General features: G+C 61.6%; 19 protein-coding genes and 1 tRNA gene. 14 read left to right on the top strand and 6 right to left on the bottom strand.

Features of this window, described 5'->3' with window-relative positions; translation table 11 throughout:
* Positions 1-64 precede the first annotated feature (64 nt).
* Positions 65-523 (top strand): GNAT family N-acetyltransferase, encoded by a 459-nt coding sequence (locus tag A8B82_RS18150; RefSeq protein ID WP_067295608.1) that lies wholly within the window; start codon positions 65-67, stop codon positions 521-523.
* A gap of 25 nt (positions 524-548) precedes the next feature.
* On the opposite strand, the gene A8B82_RS18145 is transcribed toward A8B82_RS18150, so the two are convergent.
* From A8B82_RS18145 to A8B82_RS18130, 4 genes are all read right to left on the bottom strand, one after another.
* On the bottom strand, positions 549-1,757 hold the full coding sequence (locus A8B82_RS18145; RefSeq protein ID WP_067295605.1) for a beta-ketoacyl-[acyl-carrier-protein] synthase family protein: 1,209 nt from the start codon (positions 1,755-1,757) through the stop codon (positions 549-551).
* Positions 1,758-1,763: 6 nt separating this feature from the next.
* A complete protein-coding gene (locus tag A8B82_RS18140) occupies positions 1,764-2,021 on the bottom strand; it encodes an acyl carrier protein (protein ID WP_067295603.1) in 258 nt (85 codons plus the stop codon).
* A 402-nt stretch (positions 2,022-2,423) separates the two neighbouring features.
* The gene (gene lpxD / locus A8B82_RS18135; protein WP_067295600.1) at positions 2,424-3,515 is read right to left on the bottom strand and encodes a UDP-3-O-(3-hydroxymyristoyl)glucosamine N-acyltransferase; all 1,092 of its coding nucleotides are present in this window, start codon (positions 3,513-3,515) and stop codon (positions 2,424-2,426) included.
* A gap of 32 nt (positions 3,516-3,547) precedes the next feature.
* The gene (locus tag A8B82_RS18130; RefSeq protein ID WP_067295597.1) at positions 3,548-5,161 is read right to left on the bottom strand and encodes a L,D-transpeptidase family protein; all 1,614 of its coding nucleotides are present in this window, start codon (positions 5,159-5,161) and stop codon (positions 3,548-3,550) included.
* A gap of 316 nt (positions 5,162-5,477) precedes the next feature.
* Between A8B82_RS18130 and A8B82_RS18125 the strand changes: the two genes are divergently transcribed.
* From A8B82_RS18125 to A8B82_RS18095, 7 genes are all read left to right on the top strand, one after another.
* On the top strand, positions 5,478-6,047 hold the full coding sequence (locus A8B82_RS18125; RefSeq protein WP_067295846.1) for a YcbK family protein: 570 nt from the start codon (positions 5,478-5,480) through the stop codon (positions 6,045-6,047).
* 199 nt (positions 6,048-6,246) lie between these two features.
* Complete coding sequence (locus A8B82_RS18120; protein ID WP_082899360.1) at positions 6,247-7,911, top strand: phosphoethanolamine transferase; 1,665 nt, start codon at positions 6,247-6,249, stop codon at positions 7,909-7,911.
* The gene (locus A8B82_RS18115) at positions 7,908-8,312 is read left to right on the top strand and encodes a diacylglycerol kinase (protein ID WP_067295594.1); all 405 of its coding nucleotides are present in this window, start codon (positions 7,908-7,910) and stop codon (positions 8,310-8,312) included. The genes A8B82_RS18120 and A8B82_RS18115 overlap by 4 nt, the downstream gene beginning before the upstream one ends.
* 10 nt (positions 8,313-8,322) lie before the next feature.
* A complete protein-coding gene (locus tag A8B82_RS18110) occupies positions 8,323-9,015 on the top strand; it encodes a phosphatidylserine decarboxylase (protein ID WP_067295591.1) in 693 nt (230 codons plus the stop codon).
* On the top strand, positions 9,012-9,776 hold the full coding sequence (locus A8B82_RS18105) for a CDP-alcohol phosphatidyltransferase family protein (protein WP_067295588.1): 765 nt from the start codon (positions 9,012-9,014) through the stop codon (positions 9,774-9,776). The genes A8B82_RS18110 and A8B82_RS18105 overlap by 4 nt, the downstream gene beginning before the upstream one ends.
* The gene (locus A8B82_RS18100) at positions 9,757-10,413 is read left to right on the top strand and encodes a response regulator transcription factor (RefSeq protein ID WP_067295586.1); all 657 of its coding nucleotides are present in this window, start codon (positions 9,757-9,759) and stop codon (positions 10,411-10,413) included. The genes A8B82_RS18105 and A8B82_RS18100 overlap by 20 nt, the downstream gene beginning before the upstream one ends.
* Positions 10,404-11,747, top strand: coding sequence for a sensor histidine kinase (locus A8B82_RS18095; RefSeq protein WP_067295583.1), 1,344 nt, complete (start codon positions 10,404-10,406; stop codon positions 11,745-11,747). Before A8B82_RS18100 ends, A8B82_RS18095 begins: the two co-directional genes overlap by 10 nt.
* A gap of 14 nt (positions 11,748-11,761) precedes the next feature.
* Here A8B82_RS18095 and A8B82_RS18090 read toward each other — a convergent pair whose 3' ends face one another.
* On the bottom strand, positions 11,762-12,364 hold the full coding sequence (locus tag A8B82_RS18090; protein WP_067295581.1) for a helix-turn-helix transcriptional regulator: 603 nt from the start codon (positions 12,362-12,364) through the stop codon (positions 11,762-11,764).
* A gap of 98 nt (positions 12,365-12,462) precedes the next feature.
* Between A8B82_RS18090 and A8B82_RS18085 the strand changes: the two genes are divergently transcribed.
* From A8B82_RS18085 to A8B82_RS18060, 6 genes are all read left to right on the top strand, one after another.
* Positions 12,463-13,668, top strand: a complete 1,206-nt coding sequence (locus tag A8B82_RS18085) for a substrate-binding domain-containing protein (RefSeq protein ID WP_067295579.1) — start codon at positions 12,463-12,465, stop codon at positions 13,666-13,668.
* A 72-nt stretch (positions 13,669-13,740) separates the two neighbouring features.
* Entirely contained in the window at positions 13,741-14,508 is a 768-nt protein-coding gene (locus A8B82_RS18080; protein ID WP_067295576.1) for an ABC transporter ATP-binding protein, read from the top strand.
* Entirely contained in the window at positions 14,505-15,209 is a 705-nt protein-coding gene (locus tag A8B82_RS18075; RefSeq protein ID WP_067295574.1) for an ABC transporter ATP-binding protein, read from the top strand. The genes A8B82_RS18080 and A8B82_RS18075 overlap by 4 nt, the downstream gene beginning before the upstream one ends.
* Positions 15,209-16,198 carry a branched-chain amino acid ABC transporter permease gene (locus A8B82_RS18070; protein WP_067295842.1) on the top strand — a complete coding sequence of 330 codons (990 nt, stop codon included), beginning with the start codon at positions 15,209-15,211 and terminating at the stop codon, positions 16,196-16,198. Before A8B82_RS18075 ends, A8B82_RS18070 begins: the two co-directional genes overlap by 1 nt.
* Positions 16,199-16,208: 10 nt before the next feature.
* Positions 16,209-17,276 (top strand): branched-chain amino acid ABC transporter permease, encoded by a 1,068-nt coding sequence (locus A8B82_RS18065; RefSeq protein WP_067295572.1) that lies wholly within the window; start codon positions 16,209-16,211, stop codon positions 17,274-17,276.
* Positions 17,273-18,142 (top strand): alpha/beta fold hydrolase, encoded by an 870-nt coding sequence (locus tag A8B82_RS18060; protein WP_067295570.1) that lies wholly within the window; start codon positions 17,273-17,275, stop codon positions 18,140-18,142. The genes A8B82_RS18065 and A8B82_RS18060 overlap by 4 nt, the downstream gene beginning before the upstream one ends.
* Positions 18,143-18,639: 497 nt before the next feature.
* Here the strand turns inward: A8B82_RS18060 and A8B82_RS18055 are convergent.
* A tRNA-Ser gene (locus A8B82_RS18055) sits at positions 18,640-18,729 on the bottom strand.
* Positions 18,730-18,751 lie beyond the last annotated feature (22 nt).

The raw sequence follows: 18,751 nt of genomic DNA, 5'->3' as shown, positions 1-18,751 counted from the left end.
TGGAAAGAGATTGGAAGAGGGCTGCCGGAAGGCGGCCCTTTTTCTTGCCCAAAGGAATGAAAACATGAAGATCAGACAAGCGGACATTTCGGACGTCGGACAAATGAGCGATTTCCTGACCCGGTTGCGCGAAATGGGCAAGCGCCGCAACCCCAGCGATCCGCCGTTCGTCCGGCGCAATTACATTGAGGACCCCGACAGCATCCGCTGCTCTGTGGCGGAGGATGCAGATGGCACGGTCCTGGGGTTCCAGTCGCTGAAACGGGCGGTCGAGGGGAATATCTATGATGTCACCCCCGGCTGGGGCATCATCGGCACCCACATCCGGCCCGAGGCTGCGCGTCGCGGCGTGGGCCGGGCCCTGTTCAACGCCACGCTGGAGGCCGCAAGGGCCGCGGGGCTGCAACATATCGACGCCAGCATCGCCGCCGACAACCCGGAAGGGCTGGCATATTACCAGGCCATGGGGTTCGAGACCTACCGCACACCGGACGGGCTGATCTGCAAACGATATTCGCTGTAAGTCCCGGCCTTCTGGTCCTGCCGGTTCAGACCTTGCGCAGGGCCAGCACCGCGTTCATGCCGCCAAAGGCAAAGGCATTGGACAGGGCCACGCTGACCTTTGCCTCCCGCGCCGTGTTCGGCACCACATCCAGCGCGCATTCCGGGTCGGGTTCTTCATAGCCGATGGTGGGGGCAATGACCCCGTCCCGCAGGGCCATGATGCAGGCCAGCAATTCCACCGCACCCGTGCCGCCGATCAGGTGACCGTGCATCGACTTGGTGGAGGATATCATCAGATTGTCCGCATGGGGGCCGAAGGTATCGGCCACCGCCGCGCATTCGGTCTTGTCATTGGCCGCCGTGCCGGTGCCATGCGCGTTGATATAGCCGACCTCGTCGCGGTTGATCCGGCCATCCTCCAGCGCGCCCGCAATCGCGCGGGCAGCGCCCGCCTTGGACGGCATCACGATATCGCTCGCATCCGACGTCATGGCAAAGCCGATGACCTCGCAGAGGATTTCGGCACCGCGTTTGCGGGCATGTTCCATTTCCTCAAAGACAAAGATGCCCGCACCTTCGCCCTGCACCATGCCATTGCGATTGGCGGAGAACGGGCGGCAGGCGTCGCGGCTCATGACGCGCAACCCCTCCCAGGCTTTGACCCCGCCAAAGCACAGCATTGATTCCGACCCGCCGGTGATCATTGCCGGGGACATGCCCGAACGCACCATGGCAAAGGCTTGCGCCATCGCGTGATTGGAGGAGGCACAGGCGGTTGAGACGGTAAAGGACGGCCCCTTGAGGTTCCATTCCATGCTGACATGGGAGGCTGCGGCATTGTTCATCAGCTTGGGCACGACAAAGGGGTGGACCCGGTTCTTGCCCTCTTCATAGACGGCGCGGTAATTGTCGTCCCAGGTCGACACGCCGCCGCCTGCCGTGCCCAGCACGACACCTGCCCTGGCAGACAATTCGCCCGAAAACGTCAGCCCGGATTGTTCGATGGCCTCGCGTGCGGCGGCCAGGGTGAACAGGGTGAAGCGGTCATAAAGCGAAATCTGCTGCCGGTTATAGCGGCCTTCGGCGTCAAAGCCGCGCACCTGACCGCCGATCTGGATTTGCAGGCGCTCGACGTCGCGAAAGGACAATGGGCCGATGCCGCAAACCCCTTCGCGCATCGCGGCCAGGGTGTCGGGCACATTATGCCCCAGGGCGTTGATGGTCCCGGCCCCGGTGATGACGACACGTTTCATGCCACCCTAGCCCTGTTCCGCCTTGAGCCGTTCGATGCCTGCGATGATCGTGGCCACGGATGAGATGTCAAAATCCGATGCGCCGGGATCGTTGGCGTTGAAGGGGATGGAGATGTCGAAGGCTTCCTCGATGGCGAAAATGCTCTCCACCAGACCCATACTGTCTATGCCAAGATCTTCGGGCGTGCTCTCCAGTGTCACATCCTGCGGTTCCAGCATGGCCTGTTCGGCGATGATGGCGATGACCTGATCCTTGATGCTCATGACGTATTTCCCATCCATTGTACGGGGATGCTTTCGGGCCTGTGGACATTCATCTGTCACCACCCGTTTCAGTCCAAAATTGCTCAATTCCAGGCAAGAAAGCACAGGAATAGCCTGCTATTTCAAGCTCTCTTAACGCAGAAATGTGTAATTTTGGCGAAACCCTTGCAGGGCGCGGCCGATTTTGTCTCTGCCATCCCGGATTTTTGCTTCCAATGATCACACTGCTGCACTCAAATCAAAGCGCAGAAGGTAAAAATCCGTCTCGCGCGGGTGGCGGAAGATGAATGTCCACAGGCCCTACAGCGTCCCGCCTTTAACCTGATACACTCCGTATCGCCGATGTCCCGAGAGCGCGAAGCGCGGCAGGGTATCGGCGATTCAAGTTTAAGGCGGGGCGCTTTAGCCATCCTGAGATGGTTTGGAAACCACCTTTCGCAAGGCTGCGACGTCGCGCAGCAGCCGGGGCAAGCGGCGCAGCGCCTTGTAGATTTCCATCTGGTTTTCCATCTGCGTGGCGGGATAGCCCAGCATCGTACGGCCTGCGGGCACATTTGACAGCGCCTTGGTCGCGGCCCCCAGGATCACCCGATCGCCGATAAAAATGTTGTCGCTGACGCCCGATTGTCCGCCCAGCACCACATTGTTGCCAATCACCGATGATCCGGCGATTCCCACCTGGGCGCAGATCAGCGTGTCATTGCCCACAACAACGTTGTGGCCAATCTGGATCTGGCTGTCCAGCTTGGTGCCATTGCCGATTTTCGTGTCGCGGATGGTGCCGCTGTCCACGGTGGTGTTCATGCCGATTTCAACATCGTCGCCGATGGTGACAGCCCCCAGCGAATGGATGCGCGCCCAGGCCTGCGGCTTGGCATCGCCCTGATCGCCCAGGGTCTTGCGGGCGTTTTCGACCGCACTTGGTTCAGGGGTCACAAAGGAAAACCCATCGCCGCCGATCCGTACGCCCGGCTGGGCGATGAAACGCGCGCCGATCCGGACCCTTGCGCCGATGCTGACCTGTTCGCGCAGAAAGCACTCAGGCCCCAGCGTGGCGTCCTGGCCGATAAAACACTGCGGCCCGATCACGCTGCCCGCACCAATCCGCACGCCTGCGCCGATCACCGCCAGCGGGCCGACGCTGACCCCCTCGCCCAGTTCGGCACTGTCGTCGATGATGGCGGCGGGATGAATGCCCGGGGCAAAGCCCTGCCCCTGATCCAGCATCCGCGTCAGGCCCGACATGGCAAAGCGAGGCCGGTCCGGCAGGATGGCGGCGGCAAGCCCCAGAGATTGCCAGTCCGCGCCGGGCCAGAGCATGGCGGCACGGGCCTGCCCCTGCGCCAGCATTTCCGCGTATTTCGGGGTGGAGGCCATGGCCAGATCATCAGGCCCCGCGCTGGCAGGTTCCGCCGCGCGGGTGATGACCAGATCCAGATCACCTTCGGCCCGCGCGCCGATGCTGTCGGCTATTTCCCTGACCGTATGGCCCATGCGTTCACCCCCTGCGTGATGCAGGGCCAGAGTTAACCCTGAACACCGCCCAAGACCACCCCCGCATTGGCAAGCGCATTCCAGATCTTGGCGTCCCGGCCATAGATGTCGGCCCGGTACTCTGTATGGCCACGCGCATTGGTCACCGCGGTACGGTAGATGATGTGCACCGGCACCGGCTGGTCCAGCTTGACCTTGGTTTCCGCGCCGGTCCGAAGCACGCGCTGGAATTCACCTTTGGGATCGTCCGACTGGCGCGCCAGCAGCGCATAGGCAAAATCGAACGGGTCCTGCAGGCGGATGCAGCCATGGCTGAAGGCACGCACATCTCGGGCAAACAGGCTCTTGGCCGGGGTGTCATGCAGGTAGATGTTGTGCTTGTTGGGGAACATGAACTTTACCAGACCCAGCGCGTTTGAATTGCTTGGCGGCTGACGCATGGAATAGGGAAAATTCCGCGCGGTGTAGCGCGAGAAGTTGACCGCGCCGCGGTTCACCCTGCGGCCCCGGCTGTCGGTGATGATGATATGGCTTGCCGCATTCGGATTGCGCCGCAATGCCGGCAGGTATTCGTTGGTCACGATGGAGCGCGGGACATACCAGCTCGGGTTCACCACCATATGCTCCATCACATCCGAGAATTCTGGCGTGGGGCGATCCCCGCGATTGGCGCCGACGACCGACCGGGTCTGGAATGTCACAACACCATCGTCGATGATCTTGGCGGTGAAGTCGGGCAGGTTCACCAGGATGTGACGCTTGCCGCGCTCGGTGTTGAACCAGCGTTCCCGCTCAAGCGCCACCAGCACGGATTGCAGACGGGTCTCCACATCCACGTTGATCTGCTTGAGGGTTTCGCCCCCGGCAACGCCATCGTCGTTCAGCCCATGGTCGATCTGGAACTGTTTGACCGCGTCGGACATGGATTGATCAAAGGTCCGCCCATTGCTGCGTTCAAGGTAGTCCATCGCGATCAACCGGTTGCGCAGGGCGATGACCGCTGGCCCGGTCGCTCCGCGTTCCAGCTTGCTGGCCGCAACTTGCGGCCCCCAGCCGCCCTGTGCCAGCAATTGTTCCATCACCACCTTTTCCTTGAGCAGCGCATTGTATTCCATGCTGCGCGGCGGCAGCGCGCGGAAGAATGCGGCAGGTTTGGAGGTGGCGATCCCCGACAGATAGGCACCCCGGTCGCGATAGGGGATCTCGCGGACGATCCGGCTGTCGATCCGCTTGGGGTTCAGAACGCCGGTCTGGATGTCCCGGGCATAGGTCAGGAACACCTTGCTCATCTCGACTTCGGCAAGGCCGCGGTCACGGGGGCTGCGCACGGTGCTGAGCCTGGCCAGAAGGCCGGCGGGATCATAACGGGCAACCGGCAGACCGTGCGAGCCGGCGGATTTGATCGCGCGCATCAGTTCGGCGCGACGGGCCCGGCTGGCATCATCCGCAGCCGTCCATATCGGCGCATATGAGGTGTTGCGGTAAAATTCCGCGATATCGGCATCCTCCGCCGCGGCCTCTGCAACGGCCTGTTTGAATGCGGTGACCTGCGCCTGCGCTGGCCTGGCAACCGAGAAACCGGCGATGACAATCGAAAATGTCGCCAACAGCAGCGCCCGGCGGCTGCCTGTAAAATAACCCTTCATGAAAACCCCCTTGAAAATACGAACATACAGCAGATTCAGTTTTCAGGGTTGGCCGGGGAACTGTCCATTCACATTTGCAACAGGTGGTGAATCTGCCGCCGATATGATGCGAAAAAGGCACCGGCCATCAGGGCCACCATCCCGCAATAATCAAAAAATGCGCAAAATTTCGCCTAAAGTTGCCGATAGCGGGAACCCTATGGATTCAGCCCTTGGTAATGAAAATTCACTATGCAATAACGATGTTGCATCTGGGGAAGAGATGAACGGCCCATGTAACATCATGGCCACAGGCAGAGACGACGGGACAGAGATCATGACAGGCATTAGCTCTTCGGGTATGACCCGGCGCGCCCTACTCGGCGCATTCGCAGCAACTGCGGTAGCATCAGCACCAACATATTCGAATGCGGCAGGTTTCCTGCGCGGCGGCGGGGATATCCGGCGCATTCGCATGTATTCCGGGCGCACCGGTGAACGCATCGACATGATCTACTGGATCGAAGGTGAATACATCAAGGATGCGGTTCAGGAGGTCACCTATTTCATGCGTGACTGGCGCAACGATCTGGTCAAGAACATCGACCTGCGCACCGTCGACATCATGGCGGCATCGCACAACCTGCTGGATGTGAACGAACCCTATATGCTGCTGTCGGGCTACCGCAGCCCGCAAACCAACGCGATGCTGCGCTCACGCTCACGCGGTGTGGCAAAGAATTCCCTGCACCTGCGCGGCCAGGCTGCCGATTTGCGGCTTGCCTCGCGGTCGGTCAACCAGATGGCCAAGGCGGCGATGGCCTGTCACGGTGGCGGCGTCGGGCGCTACTCCGGCTCCAACTTCGTGCATATGGATTGCGGTCAGGTCCGCAGCTGGGGCGGCTGAACCGACGACAGGCCCCTTCCCGTCTCATCTGCAAAGCGCCCCCTTGGGGCGCTTTTTGCTTTTGGCATGTAGCAATTATTCGCATCTTGCATTTACAGGTGCCGCCCTGTCCTGATCCGGCGTCAGGATGTACCCCGTAAGGTTCGCGTAAGGTTGCGCTGGTCAATACCGCTGCAAGCAACAAAGCGGACAATTCCAGATGACCCTGACCACCTTACCGGACTCTTTGCGCAACACATGGGCAAAGCGCCCGGAGACCACGCCCCTCGGGCTGAGCCTTGTCACCGCGATCTTTGTCTTTGCAGTGCATAATGCGACCTTCTGGCGGATCGGTTCGGATGTCTTTGACGGCCACGGGCTGTCCTTTGCGGGTTTCATCGCGGCGGTCTTCTGCCTCGCAATCGCGGTTCAAAGCGTGTTTTCCTTTCCCTATGTGGTCAAACCGTTTCTCGCATTTGTCCTGATCCTGGGGGCGGTGACCTCCTATTACATGGACCGGCTGGGGGTCATCATCGACCGGGACATGATCCAGAATGTCATGGTGACCACGATCACGGAATCAAAACACCTGATCACCCTTGGTTTTGTCACCCATGTCGTTCTGACCGGAATCCTGCCCGCGCTGGCGCTGCTGTTTGTTCGGATCAAACGGCAAGGCCTGCTGCGGACAATCGCAACGCCCGTCCTCAGCCTTGTCCTGATGCTGGCGCTGACCGCCGGTTTCCTGATGGCAGATCTGAAATCCTATGCCGCTGTCTTTCGCGAACGCAAGGACCTGATGAGCAGCTTCCAGCCCTTCGCCCCGATGGTGGGTGCGATCCGCTATGTACGGATGGTGTCGGGCACCGCCCATGTCGAAGTGCAGCCGATCGGCGGGGACGCACATCGCGGGCCGTCCTACGGGGCCGGTCGCAAACCGATGCTGACCATCGTGGTGGCGGGCGAAACTGCACGGTCGCAGAATTTTGGCCTGAACGGCTATGTCAGGGATACCACCCCGATGCTGGCGCAGCGGGACGTGATCAGCTTTGACAATGTCTCCTCCTGCGGGACCGCAACTGCGGTTTCCCTGCCCTGCATGTTCTCCATGTTCACACGCGAAGACTACTCATATGAAAAAGCTGTCTCACATCAAAACGTGCTGGATGTGCTGGGCCATGCAGGGCTGCATGTCGCATGGTGGGACAACAATACCGGCGACAAGGGGCTGGCCAACCGGCTGGAGAGCCGCAGCTTTACCAACGTCGAAGATGCGGAATTCTGCGCTGCGGGTGAATGCATGGATGGGATATTCATGCAGGCGCTCAAGGATTATGCCGAAACGATCACCGAAGACACCGTTCTGGTGCTGCACCAGATCGGCAGTCATGGCCCCACATATTACCTGCGGTATCCGGAAGCCTTCGAGCGGTTCAAACCAGCCTGCCGCACGGCTGAATTCAAGGAATGCAGCACGGCGGAAATCACCAACGCCTATGACAATACCATCGCCTATACCGATGACATCCTTGCCCACACCATTGACCTGCTGGCGGCGGAATCGAACCTGACGACGGCCCTGCTCTATGTCTCCGACCATGGTGAATCCTTGGGCGAATCTGGCCTTTACCTGCACGGATCGCCTTATTTCATGGCCCCCGCCTATCAAACGACAGTGCCCATGGTCCTGTGGATGTCAGAGGGGTTCAAGGCACAGTTCGGGCTGGATGAAACCTGTGTTTCGCAACAGGCGGGTAACGCGCTGTCACATGACAACCTGTTCCATTCCCTGCTTGGGATGCTGGACATCTCGACAGATGTGCGTGACCCGGCACTCGATATCTTCGCAGCCTGCCGGACCGGCCTGAAAGTTGCACAGAAATGACTGTCTCTCCCGCCTCCCCACCGCGCGCGAAACCGCCCCGCGTCACCGGCCTGGCGCATCTTTGGGCGGCAGCGGGCTATTCGGTTGGCGGGCTTCGCAGGCTCTGGCAAGAGACAGCGTTCCGGCATATTGTGATTGCTCTGCTTTTGGGATTCGGGCTTTTGGCCATCGCTGGGGCCGAAACGATGGATTACGCAGTTCTGCTTATTCTGTTTTTCTGCCTGGTCGCCGTCGAGGCGCTTAACACGGCGGTCGAATGCATTGTCGATCATCTTGCCCCCGACTGGGCCGCGTTTGCGCGCGATGCCAAGGATCTGGGGTCACTGGCGACGATGTGTCTGCTCTGTGCCAACGGCGTTTTCCTGGGCGCGGTCTTGCTGCGTTCCTTCGTTGGAGAGTGAGAGATAACCGATGAACATGCTCAAGATCGTGGCCGTGCCGATGCACCGGGAAGGCCGGAAATTCGTGGCAGTCTTTGCCGCGGTCACACTGGTGCTGGGCCTTGTCTGGCAGCCGTTGTTCTGGCTCGGCGTCGGGGCAACCATCTGGTGTTATTACTTTTTCCGTGACCCGGTGCGCGTGGTGCCGCAGCAAGAGGGGCTGGTGATATCGCCAGCCGATGGCGTTGTGTCCCTGATCGAGGACGTGGTGCCCAGTGCCGATCTGGCGCTGGGGTCCGAACCGCTGACGCGGGTGTCGATATTCATGAACGTGTTCAACTGCCATGTGAACCGCGCGCCCGTGGCCGGTGAGGTGACCAATATCGTCTACCGCCATGGCAAGTTCCTGAATGCTTCGCTGGACAAGGCAAGCGAAGACAACGAACGCAATTCCCTGACCATCCAGACCCCCGACGGCGCGCTGATCGGTGTTGTGCAGATTGCCGGCCTGGTGGCGCGGCGCATCGTCTGTTTCGTCAAGGAGGGCGACAGGCTTGGCACCGGCCACCGGTTTGGCCTGATCCGATTTGGCAGTCGGCTGGATGTCTATCTGCCGCAGGGCGTGCAGCCGCTGGTCGCCGTTGGCCAGACCGCTGTTGCAGGCGAAACCATTCTGGCGGATCTCAAGGGCAGCGCTGCCGCGCGCATCGGGATTGCCGAGTGACGCAACGCAACCGGATCAAGCTGCGCCACGTCGTGCCTAGCATCGTCACCGTGTTTGCGATCTGCGCGGGCATGACGGCCATTCGCATGACGCTTGAAGGGCGGCTTGAGACCGGTTTGGCCTTTGTCCTGCTGGCGGTTTTCCTGGACGCGGCGGATGGCAAGCTGGCGCGTTTTCTCGACAGTGCCAGCCCCTTTGGTGCGGAACTGGACACGCTGGCAGATTTTTTCAATTTCGGCATCGTGCCGGGGGTGCTGATCTATCACACCCTCTATCTGGGCACCCCACTGGCGAGCCTGGGCTGGTTGTCGATTCTGGTGCTGGCGGTCTGTTGCGCGCTTCGACTGGCGCGGTTCAACCTGTCGATGCGCGGCCCCAAGGTCGCGCTGAAGACTGACAGCTATTTTGTGGGCATCCCCGCCCCGGCGCTGGCCTGTCTGGCGCTGATGCCGGTTTTCATGGAACTTTACGGATGGCAGAACACCGATCTGCCGGTGCTGCGGTCAGGCTATATCATCTGCATCGGTTTGCTGGCCATCAGCACCGTGCCGACCTTCTCGATCAAACACGCCACGATCCACCGCGCCCATCTGCCGTTTGTGATGGTGGCGGCGGTTGTTCTGGTGGTGTGCCTGTTGGTCTATCCCTGGCCCACCCTGATCGTGGCAGATTGCGCCTATCTGCTGTCGCTGCCGTTTTCCTACAAGGCGCACAAGAAGCACAACAAGGCGTCGCCGGAACATGCGTATTCTGCTGATTGAAGACGAAGCGGCGCTGGCAGGCCCGTTGGTGGAACACCTGGCTGCCGACCGGCATCTTGTGGAATGGTTCGACACCCTTGCCGATGCGGAAAGTGCGGAGCGCGCCAGTCCCTTCGATGTCATCCTGCTCGACCTGCATCTGCCGGACGGTGACGGGCTGGAGTTTCTGAAATCCCTGCGCGACCGGCGGGTCCACACCCCGGTGCTGATCCTGACCGCGCGGGACAAGGTTTCCGACCGGATCAAGGGGTTGAACCTTGGGGCTGATGATTACGTGATCAAGCCCTTTGATCTGGACGAGGTCAAGGCCCGCATCCACACCGTCTGCCGCCGGGGCGAGGATAAGCTGGCGCAGATCACCGCAATTGGGGATCTGTCGATCAGTCTGGCCGATCACAGCGTTATGCGCGCGGATGTCCCGGTGCGGCTGACGACACGGGAATGGCAGGTCCTTGAAACACTGGTGCGGCGCAAACCGGCCGTGGTGCCGCGCGAAAGCCTTGAGGCCGCGCTCTATGCCTTTGGCGAAGAGGTCGAAAGCAACGCGCTGGAGGCGCATATCAGCCGGTTGCGCGCCAAGCTGGGCAAGGACCTTATCGTGACCCATCGCGGTCTTGGCTATGCGCTATGTCCCTGATCCCGCCGCGTCATAGCCTGCTGCGCAGCCTTCTGACGGCACTGGCGCTGCCCGGCATCGTTGCGGTTCTGATCGGCTGCGTCATCGTCTACAGCCTTGTAAAAGAGGAATACGACGAACTGCTGGACCTGTCGCTGTCAAACAAGGCACAGTTGTTGCTACAGATCAGGGAGTTGTCAGGGGCACAGGCCAATGCCAGCTTTGAGGAAACCGGCCTTGCCCCGGAGGAACGGGTCCGCTTCTGGTTTCTGGATGCCGATGGTGCGGTGACCGACAGGTCCGCGCTGGCCGAACCCCTTGCCTTTTCCATGGCCGACCTGCCACCGAACCGGATCACCAGCCTGAACGGCTTCCGGGTGATCCTGCTTGCATCTGACGTGGTGCCGGGGCTGCGCATCGTTGTGGCGGAGCCGCTGGTTGAGCGCAACGAGGCGCTTTTCGATGTCATGTCGGCGGTGGTGCTGGGCTTTTTCCTGCTGGGCGGCCTGTCTTATGCCGCGGCCTATCTCTCGGTGCGGCGCTCTGCCGGTATGGTCACGGCGCTGAGTGCGGATATCGCCCGCAAAAACGAACACGATCTGTCGCCCATCAACCGCAAGAATGCCTTTGCGGAGATTGAACCGGCCGTCGACACGCTGGACATGCTGATGGCGCGGCTCGACACCGCGTTGGAGGCAGAGCGCGCCTTTGCAACAAATGCGGCACATGAACTGCGCACCCCGGTTGCGATTGCGATGGCCCAAGCGCAGCGCCTGAAGGCCATGGCACAGGACCCGGCCCTGGTCGCGCGGGCGTCGGAAATCGAGACCGGATTGAAACGGCTGGTCCGGCTGATCGAGCGGCTGTTGCAGATGTCGCGGGCGCAATCCGGTCTGGGGCTGAATGCCCCGGTCACAGACATTGCCCCGGTCATCGACATGCTGTTGCGCGAATTGCGTGGCGGGATGGCACAGCAGGACACCCTGGTTTTGCACCCGACCACCGCACCCTGGCCCTGCCGCCTGGACCCCGATGCCCTGGGGATCATCCTGAACAACCTGTTCGACAATGCGCTGAAACACGGGTCCGGCCCTGTCACGGTCAATGCCGCCACACCGGGGCAGATCGAGGTTTCCAATGAGTGCGACCTGCTCAGCGCGCAAGAGGTCGACAAGATCAAGCGCCGCTTTGGCCGCCGCGCGCCCACGACAGAGGGTTTCGGGCTGGGTCTGAGCATCGTTCAGGAATTGTGCAGCCAGTCGGGTTGCGGGTTTGATTTCCGCTCTCCCCGGCCTGGGTCGGAACGCGGCGTGAGCGTCACAGTGACCTTCCCACCCCGGCAATCCCCGACTTGAGGTCACAGGCAGGCCTATTGATCCGAGATGGACACCACATGGTCCCCGTCGATACCGCCCATCGAATGGAACAGCCCGCTGGTGTTGTTGACGCCGAATTTGCGCAGCAGTTTGGCCCGGTACACCTCAACCGTCCGGTGTGAGATTTCGAGGTTGATGGCGATTTCCTTGCTGGTCAGCCCTTCCGACAGATAGCTCAGGATCTCGCGCTCGCGCCGTGTCAGCGGGAAATAGGGCCGCTCCGCGCTCAGGTCGGCAAAACTCCAGACGGCGCGGGCCAATGGGTCGTCGGGGGTGAACGAATGGCCCCGCACCCGGCACCAGAACAAGGTCCCGTCCCGGCGCGCCATGATACGTTCATCCCAGTAGCGGTTGGTCTCGCGCAATTGTCTGACACCCCGGTCGCGGATGTTCACGAATTCCGCATCCGTCGGATAAAGGATCGCAAACACCTGATTTGCCAGATCCTCGGGGGCATAGCCGAACATCTCGCCAAAGGCGATGTTGCACTGGCGGATCACCCGGTCCTCTGTCACCACCAGACCTACCGGCGCATAGGCAAAGGCAAGATCGGCAAAACGGCCCTGCTCATAGCTATCGTCAATAGGTATTTCCACGATCTTGCCCCGGTTCCGGTTATCCTGAATGCTGTAAAATACGTAAACGACGGGTCGGGATCGCACAACAGCGACCGCCGCCGATATGGGAGGATACCATGAAGACATTTACGCGGTTCGCCGCCACCATTGCCACGTCTGTCGCCCTGGCTGGCGCAGTCTGGGCGCAGGAAGGTCCGATCAAGATTGCCCTGATCCACGGCCTGTCCGGTTCCAGTTTCGAAGCCTTTTCCAAACAGGCCCAGACCGGGTTCGAGCTGGGTCTCGAATATGCCACCAAGGGCACCAACGAGGTCAAGGGCCGCCCGATCGAGGTCATCATCAAGGACACGCAGTTCAAGCCCGACGTGGCCCGCGCCGTGCTGGCCGAAGCCTACGGCGATGACGAGGTGCTCCTGGCAGTTGGTGCCACATCCTCGGGCGTGACGCAGGCGATGCTGCCGATTGCCGAGGAATACGAAAAGATCCTGATCGTCGAACCCGCCGTTGCCGACAGCCTGACCGGGCCGGACAGCAACCGCTATGTGTTCAAGACCTCGCGGAACTCTTCGATGGACATGCAGGCGCAGGCGCTGGCGCTGAAACCCGACGAGAACCTGTTTGTCGCAACCCTGGCCGAAGATTATGCCTTTGGCCGTGACGGGATCACCGCGTTCAAGGCGGCCCTTGACGGATCGGGTGCCACTGTCGTGACCGAAGAATACGTGCCCCAGGGCACTGCCGACTTCACCGCCGCGACCGAACGGATGTTCAACGCGCTGAAGGACAAGGAAGGCCGCAAGGTCATTCTGGTCTATGTCGCCGGTGGCGGCGACGCGCCGGGCAAGATCCAGGCGCTGGACCCCGACCGCTATGGCATCGAAATTTCGATGGGCGGGCATATCCTGCCGGTGCTGCCGACCTACAAGCGGTTCCCCGGTCTGGAAGGCGCGGTCTACTACTACTACGAGGCTTACGACAACGACGTGAACAAGTGGCTGGTCGATACCCATCAGGAACGCTTTGACGGGCCGCCGGATTTCTTCACTGCCGGGGGCATGGCCGCCGCGCTGGCCGTGGTCAAGGCGCTGGAAACCGCTGAAAGCTACGAGACCGAAGACATGATCACAGCGATGGAAGGCATGTCCTGGGACACGCCCAAGGGCGAGATGACCTTCCGCCCCGAAGACCATCAGGCGCTGCAATCCATGGTGCACTTCAAGATCCGCGTTGATGACGATGTGGCATGGGCGATCCCCGATCTTGTGCGCATCATCGAAGCGGACGAGATGGATATTCCCATCGGCCGCGACAACAGCCAGTAACGTCCAGACCTTAACGGCAGATACCGGCCCGCCCGATGCGGCGGGCCGGACTTAGCCAAGGATTGCCCCCTGATGCCTTCCCCGTCCCTGTCCACCCGTGACCTGACGATCCGTTTCGGCGGCCATGTCGCGGTCAACACCGTCACCTGCGATTTCCATCCGGGCGAGACCACCGTGATCGTGGGCCCCAACGGCGCGGGCAAGACCACCTATTTCAACCTGATTTCAGGCCAGTTGACCGCCAGCGCCGGCAAGGTCGAGAAATCGGGTGAGGATATCACCCGGCTTTCCCCGTCTTCGCGCGCCCGGCGCGGCATCGGTCGTGCCTTTCAGCTGACCAATCTGTTTCCGCAGCTCAGCGTGCTGGAAAACATCCGCCTTGCGGTTCAGGCCCGTGCGGGTGCGGGTTGGGGCCTGTTGCGCCCTGCCCCGTCGCGCCGTGACCTGATCGACAGCGCCGAGCATTATCTGGCCGCCGCGCAGCTGACCAACCGCGCGGCGATGCCTGCCGCCAGCCTGCCCCACGGCGATCAACGCAAGCTTGAGGTCGCGCTGCTGATGGCGATGGAGCCCGATATCTACATGTTCGATGAACCCACCGCCGGCATGTCGCTGGATCAGGCCCCCGCCGTGCTGGAATTGATTGCAAAGATCAAATCCGACCCGACCAAGACGGTGCTGCTGGTGGAACACAAGATGGACGTGGTCCGCGCGCTCGCGGACCGGATCATCGTGTTGCACAACGGCGAACTCCTGGCCGATGGCGCACCGGGCGAGGTGATGGACAGCAAGATCGTGCGCGATGTCTACCTTGGCACCGCAACGGAGGAGACCGCATGACCCTGCTGTCCCTGCAAAACATGAAGACGCAGATCGGGCAGTACCATGTGCTGCATGACATTTCCTTTGAGGTGCCGCAGGGCGGCGTTTTTGTCCTGCTGGGCCGCAATGGCGCGGGCAAGACGACGACGCTGCGCTCCATCATGGGGCTATGGCAACCGCAACCGGGGTCCGTCACCTTCAAGGGCAAGGACATATCCACCTTGGCCACTGCCGACATTGCCCGGCTGGGCATCGCCTATGTGCCCGAAAACATGGGTATTTTCGGCGGTTTGACGGTCGAGGAAAATCTGGTGCTTGCCACCGCGAAGGGGCGTTTCGACCAGACCCGCCTGCGCCGCATCTACACGCTGTTCCCCGCGCTCGAACAATTCTGGACGAAACAGGCCTGGTCCCTGTCAGGCGGGCAGAAACAGATGCTGGCCGTCGCCCGCGCCATCATAGAGCCGCGCGACCTGATCCTGATCGACGAGCCGACCAAGGGGCTGGCCCCCTCCATCGTTGCGGCCATGGGCGAAGCCTTTCGCGAGATTGCGCAGGATACAACGATCCTGCTGGTCGAACAGAATTTCAACTTTGCTCGCAGCCTGGGCCGCGACATGGCCGTGATTGACGATGGCCGCGTCGTGCATCGCGGCACCATGGCCGATTTCGCCGCCGACACCGACCTGCAGGGTCAATTACTGGGGCTTTCCGCATGATGAACAGAGTTTCCGAGACGCTGGGCCGGTTGGGCGGCGTGAACCTTTTGCCGCTGGCGCTGGCCGCCGTCGCCTTTGTGCTGATCGGCGCACCGTCCTCCTGGGTGACGCTGACGGTGGCGGGGCTGTCGATGGGCATGATGGTGTTCCTGATGGCTTCCGGCCTGTCGCTGGTCTTTGGCCTGATGGACGTGCTGAACTTCGGCCATTCCGCCTTTGTCAGCTTTGGCGCCTTTGTCGCGGCCACGGTGCTGGCGGCGCTGTCCACCTGGCTGGACGGGGGCTGGATGCTGGCCTCCGCCGCGCTGGCACTGGCGCTGCTGGCGGCCATCGCCTTTGGCCTTGCCGCGGGGTTGTTCTTTGAGACGGTCATCATCCGCCCCGTCTACCGCGATCACCTGCGCCAGATCCTGATCACCATGGGCGCGCTGATCGTCAGTGAACAGATCATCCTCGCGGTCTGGGGCGGCACCCCCGTCAGCGTGCCGCGCCCCTCGTTTCTGGAAGGGGCCTGGATCATCGGTGACGTCAGCATGGAGATCTACCGCCTGTTTGCCATGGGCCTTGGTGCTGTGGTCTTTGTCGGGCTGATGGTTCTGCTGAATCGCACCCGCATCGGCCTGCTGATCCGGGCGGGCGTCGAAAACCGCGAAATGGTCGAGGCGCTGGGGTTCAAGATCAACCGCCTGTTCATCGGTGTCTTCATGCTGGGCAGCGCGCTTGCCGCCCTGGGCGGTGCGATGTGGGCGGGCTACGAGACGCTGATCACCCCGGCACTGGGCGGCGAGATGATGATCGTTGTCTTCATCGTCGTGATCATCGGCGGGCTTGGCTCCATCGAAGGCACGTTGCTGGGCGCGATCATCGTGGGGCTGACCGCCAATTACATCGGCTATCTGGCCCCGAAACTGGCACTGGCATCGAACATGATCCTGATGATGGCGATCCTGATGTGGCGGCCCAGCGGGCTGCGCCCGGCGGTCAAGTGAGGGACAAGACATGAAACCCACCTATGGCACAATCGCCGTCAAATCCGCGATGCTGGTAATCGCCGCCCTGCTGCTGTTCGCGCCCTTCCTGTTCCAGGACATCCGCGCACTGGAAGTCGCGGCGCGCATCTGCATCTTCATTGTGCTGGTGGCCAGCTATGATCTGCTGATCGGCTATACCGGGATTGTCAGCTTTGCCCATACGATGTTCTTCGGCTTTGGCGCCTATGGGTCGGCCATCGCTCTGAAACAGATGGGACCGGGCTGGGATTCCGTGGCGCTTGGCACGGTTGCAGGCGTCGCCCTGTCACTGGTCGTCGCCACCGCAATCGGGCTGATCAGCCTGCGGGTCAAGGCGATCTTCTTTGCCATGATCACCCTGGCTGCGGCCTCGGTCGTGCTGGTGCTGGCCTCGCAACTCAGCCAGCTTACCGGGGGGGAGGACGGCATCACCTACCGCGCCCCTGACCTGTTCAAGACCGCGACCAAACTGGCGGTGGATGGCGACGGCAAGGTGCTGCGCTGGTTCGGGGTGAAACTGAACGGGAAACTCGCCGCCTATTACTTTGTCTTTGCCACATCGCTGGTGCTGTTCCTGATAATGCTGCGGATCACGGTTTCTCCGCTGGGCACGGTGCTGAAGGCAATCCGCGAGAACGAGGCCCGCGCCGAAGCCATCGGATACCGTGTTGTCGCCTACCGCACCTTCGTCTTCTGCCTGTCGGCGGTTGTGGCCTCGCTGGCCGGATCGGTCTATGCAGTCTGGCTGAAATACACCGGGCCGGACACCGCCCTGTCCTTTGCGATCATGATCGACATCCTGCTGATGGTGGTGATTGGCGGCATGGGCACCATGTGGGGCGCGGTGATCGGGGCGACGCTGATGGTCATGGCGCAATACTACCTGCGTGACCTGATGGGGGCCGCGTCGGAAGCGACCGCCGCCATTCCGCTGCTGCCCGAGCTTCTGGCCCCCGACCGCTGGCTGTTCTGGCTGGGCATCATCTTTATCCTGCTTGTCTATTTCTTTCCTAAGGGCATCGCAGGCACCCTGATGGCACGGGGACAGCGGGCATGACCACGCCCCGCTTCGGCTTTGTGCCGGTGATGGATCACGAGATCCACGTCACCGAATGGGGCGACCCCGGCAATCCGGCGCTGATCATGATGCACGGGCTGGCCCGGACAGGCCGCGACTTTGACGAACTTGCCGCTGCCATGTCCGACAGCTTTCATGTGCTTTGCCCCGATATGATTGGGCGGGGCCTGTCCAGCTGGGCCTCCGCGCCGGAAGCGGAATATTCGATCGAGTATTTTGCCGGCATCACCTGCGACCTGATGGACCACTACGGGATAGAGCGCGCGGACTGGCTCGGCACCTCCATGGGCGGGCAGATCGGCATCTACCTCGCCTCGGGCAAGGATGCGGGGCGGATCGGCAGGCTGATCATCAACGATATAGGCCCCGAAGTGCCTGATGCCGCGCTGGAGCGGATCATGTCCTATGTCGGTGCCCCGCCGCATTTTTCCGGCTACAGTCAGGCCGAGACCTGGTTGCGCAGCGCCTATGCCCCGTTCGGCCCGGCAGATGACAGCTACTGGCACCGGATGGCACGTACCTCATTGCGGCGGCGGTCGGACGGGCGGCTGACCCTGCACTACGATCCCGCGATCCTGCGGCAGTTCACGCACTCCCCCCATGAAATGACCGCCTGGGACCGCTGGGCGCGGATCTCTGTGCCCACCCATGTCTTTGGCGGTGCACGGTCGGACCTGATGACGCCCGGCATACTGGACCGGATGCGCCACAGCGGCCCGAAACCGGCGGTCACCCTGCTGCAGGACTGCGGCCATGCGCCATCCCTCTCCCGCCCGCAGGACATCGAAGCGTTTCGGGATGTGTTGGGGGGGATGGGTGTCGCATGCAATGCAAAAGCGACGTGAAATTGAGGCATTTCTGAACCTGGTCGGTTGGTATCTCCGACCCGGAACCGTATCTTCAATGAGGGAGGCGAGAGCGGCTGTTGTGTGGGTCTACCACTGTCGCGATGGCGAGGTGCCAGCTTCCACAAGCACCTGCCCGGCGCAAGCCGGGCATCGCCCGACCTCCCGTCGCACCAGAGGTGCGCCGACTTGAATAGGCACGCCTTTGGCGTGAAGGGAGGGCGATTTTGCAACCTTTGCTATCACGTGACCCGGCCTGCGGGTTGCGACGCTACCCGCCATTCGCTACGCCAGACGCGAATTTCCACCAAAGCGCCCCGCTTTACACTTGAATCGTTAAAGGTGGAACGCTGCAAGCGCCACTTGGTTAAGTCGGCTCAGCAATCTGGCACAAAAGCCGGTCATGCTTGAATTCCGACAACGGGAGGAGCAAGACGCAGCCATTGCTATTTGCGGGAATCTGGGAAAATGCGCCTGCATGGGACGTAGGGGGCATATGGCGGAGAGACAGGGATTCGAACCCTGGAGACGGTCTCCCGCCTACACACTTTCCAGGCGTGCGCCTTCGACCACTCGGCCACCTCTCCGTGAGGGGCGGTTTAACGTGGG

Origin of the sequence: Sulfitobacter sp. EhC04, from assembly GCF_001650875.1 — a bacterium.
In the GTDB taxonomy this organism is placed as follows: Bacteria; Pseudomonadota; Alphaproteobacteria; order Rhodobacterales; family Rhodobacteraceae; genus Sulfitobacter.
The sequence above is the reverse complement of the archived record's forward strand: the minus strand, read 5'-3'. Positions and strand labels throughout refer to the sequence as shown.

Coding starts and splice junctions, on each gene's coding strand:
- A8B82_RS18145 (WP_067295605.1), bottom strand. CDS start 1,757: ATGAAACGTGTCGTCATCACCGGGGCCGGGACCATCAACGCCCTGGGG.
- A8B82_RS18085 (WP_067295579.1), top strand. CDS start 12,463: ATGAAGACATTTACGCGGTTCGCCGCCACCATTGCCACGTCTGTCGCC.
- A8B82_RS18140 (WP_067295603.1), bottom strand. CDS start 2,021: ATGAGCATCAAGGATCAGGTCATCGCCATCATCGCCGAACAGGCCATG.
- A8B82_RS18130 (WP_067295597.1), bottom strand. CDS start 5,161: ATGAAGGGTTATTTTACAGGCAGCCGCCGGGCGCTGCTGTTGGCGACA.
- A8B82_RS18150 (WP_067295608.1), top strand. CDS start 65: ATGAAGATCAGACAAGCGGACATTTCGGACGTCGGACAAATGAGCGAT.
- A8B82_RS18070 (WP_067295842.1), top strand. CDS start 15,209: ATGAACAGAGTTTCCGAGACGCTGGGCCGGTTGGGCGGCGTGAACCTT.
- A8B82_RS18065 (WP_067295572.1), top strand. CDS start 16,209: ATGAAACCCACCTATGGCACAATCGCCGTCAAATCCGCGATGCTGGTA.
- A8B82_RS18095 (WP_067295583.1), top strand. CDS start 10,404: ATGTCCCTGATCCCGCCGCGTCATAGCCTGCTGCGCAGCCTTCTGACG.
- A8B82_RS18110 (WP_067295591.1), top strand. CDS start 8,323: ATGAACATGCTCAAGATCGTGGCCGTGCCGATGCACCGGGAAGGCCGG.
- A8B82_RS18120 (WP_082899360.1), top strand. CDS start 6,247: ATGACCCTGACCACCTTACCGGACTCTTTGCGCAACACATGGGCAAAG.
- A8B82_RS18075 (WP_067295574.1), top strand. CDS start 14,505: ATGACCCTGCTGTCCCTGCAAAACATGAAGACGCAGATCGGGCAGTAC.
- A8B82_RS18125 (WP_067295846.1), top strand. CDS start 5,478: ATGACAGGCATTAGCTCTTCGGGTATGACCCGGCGCGCCCTACTCGGC.
- A8B82_RS18115 (WP_067295594.1), top strand. CDS start 7,908: ATGACTGTCTCTCCCGCCTCCCCACCGCGCGCGAAACCGCCCCGCGTC.
- A8B82_RS18100 (WP_067295586.1), top strand. CDS start 9,757: ATGCGTATTCTGCTGATTGAAGACGAAGCGGCGCTGGCAGGCCCGTTG.
- A8B82_RS18060 (WP_067295570.1), top strand. CDS start 17,273: ATGACCACGCCCCGCTTCGGCTTTGTGCCGGTGATGGATCACGAGATC.
- A8B82_RS18080 (WP_067295576.1), top strand. CDS start 13,741: ATGCCTTCCCCGTCCCTGTCCACCCGTGACCTGACGATCCGTTTCGGC.
- lpxD (WP_067295600.1), bottom strand. CDS start 3,515: ATGGGCCATACGGTCAGGGAAATAGCCGACAGCATCGGCGCGCGGGCC.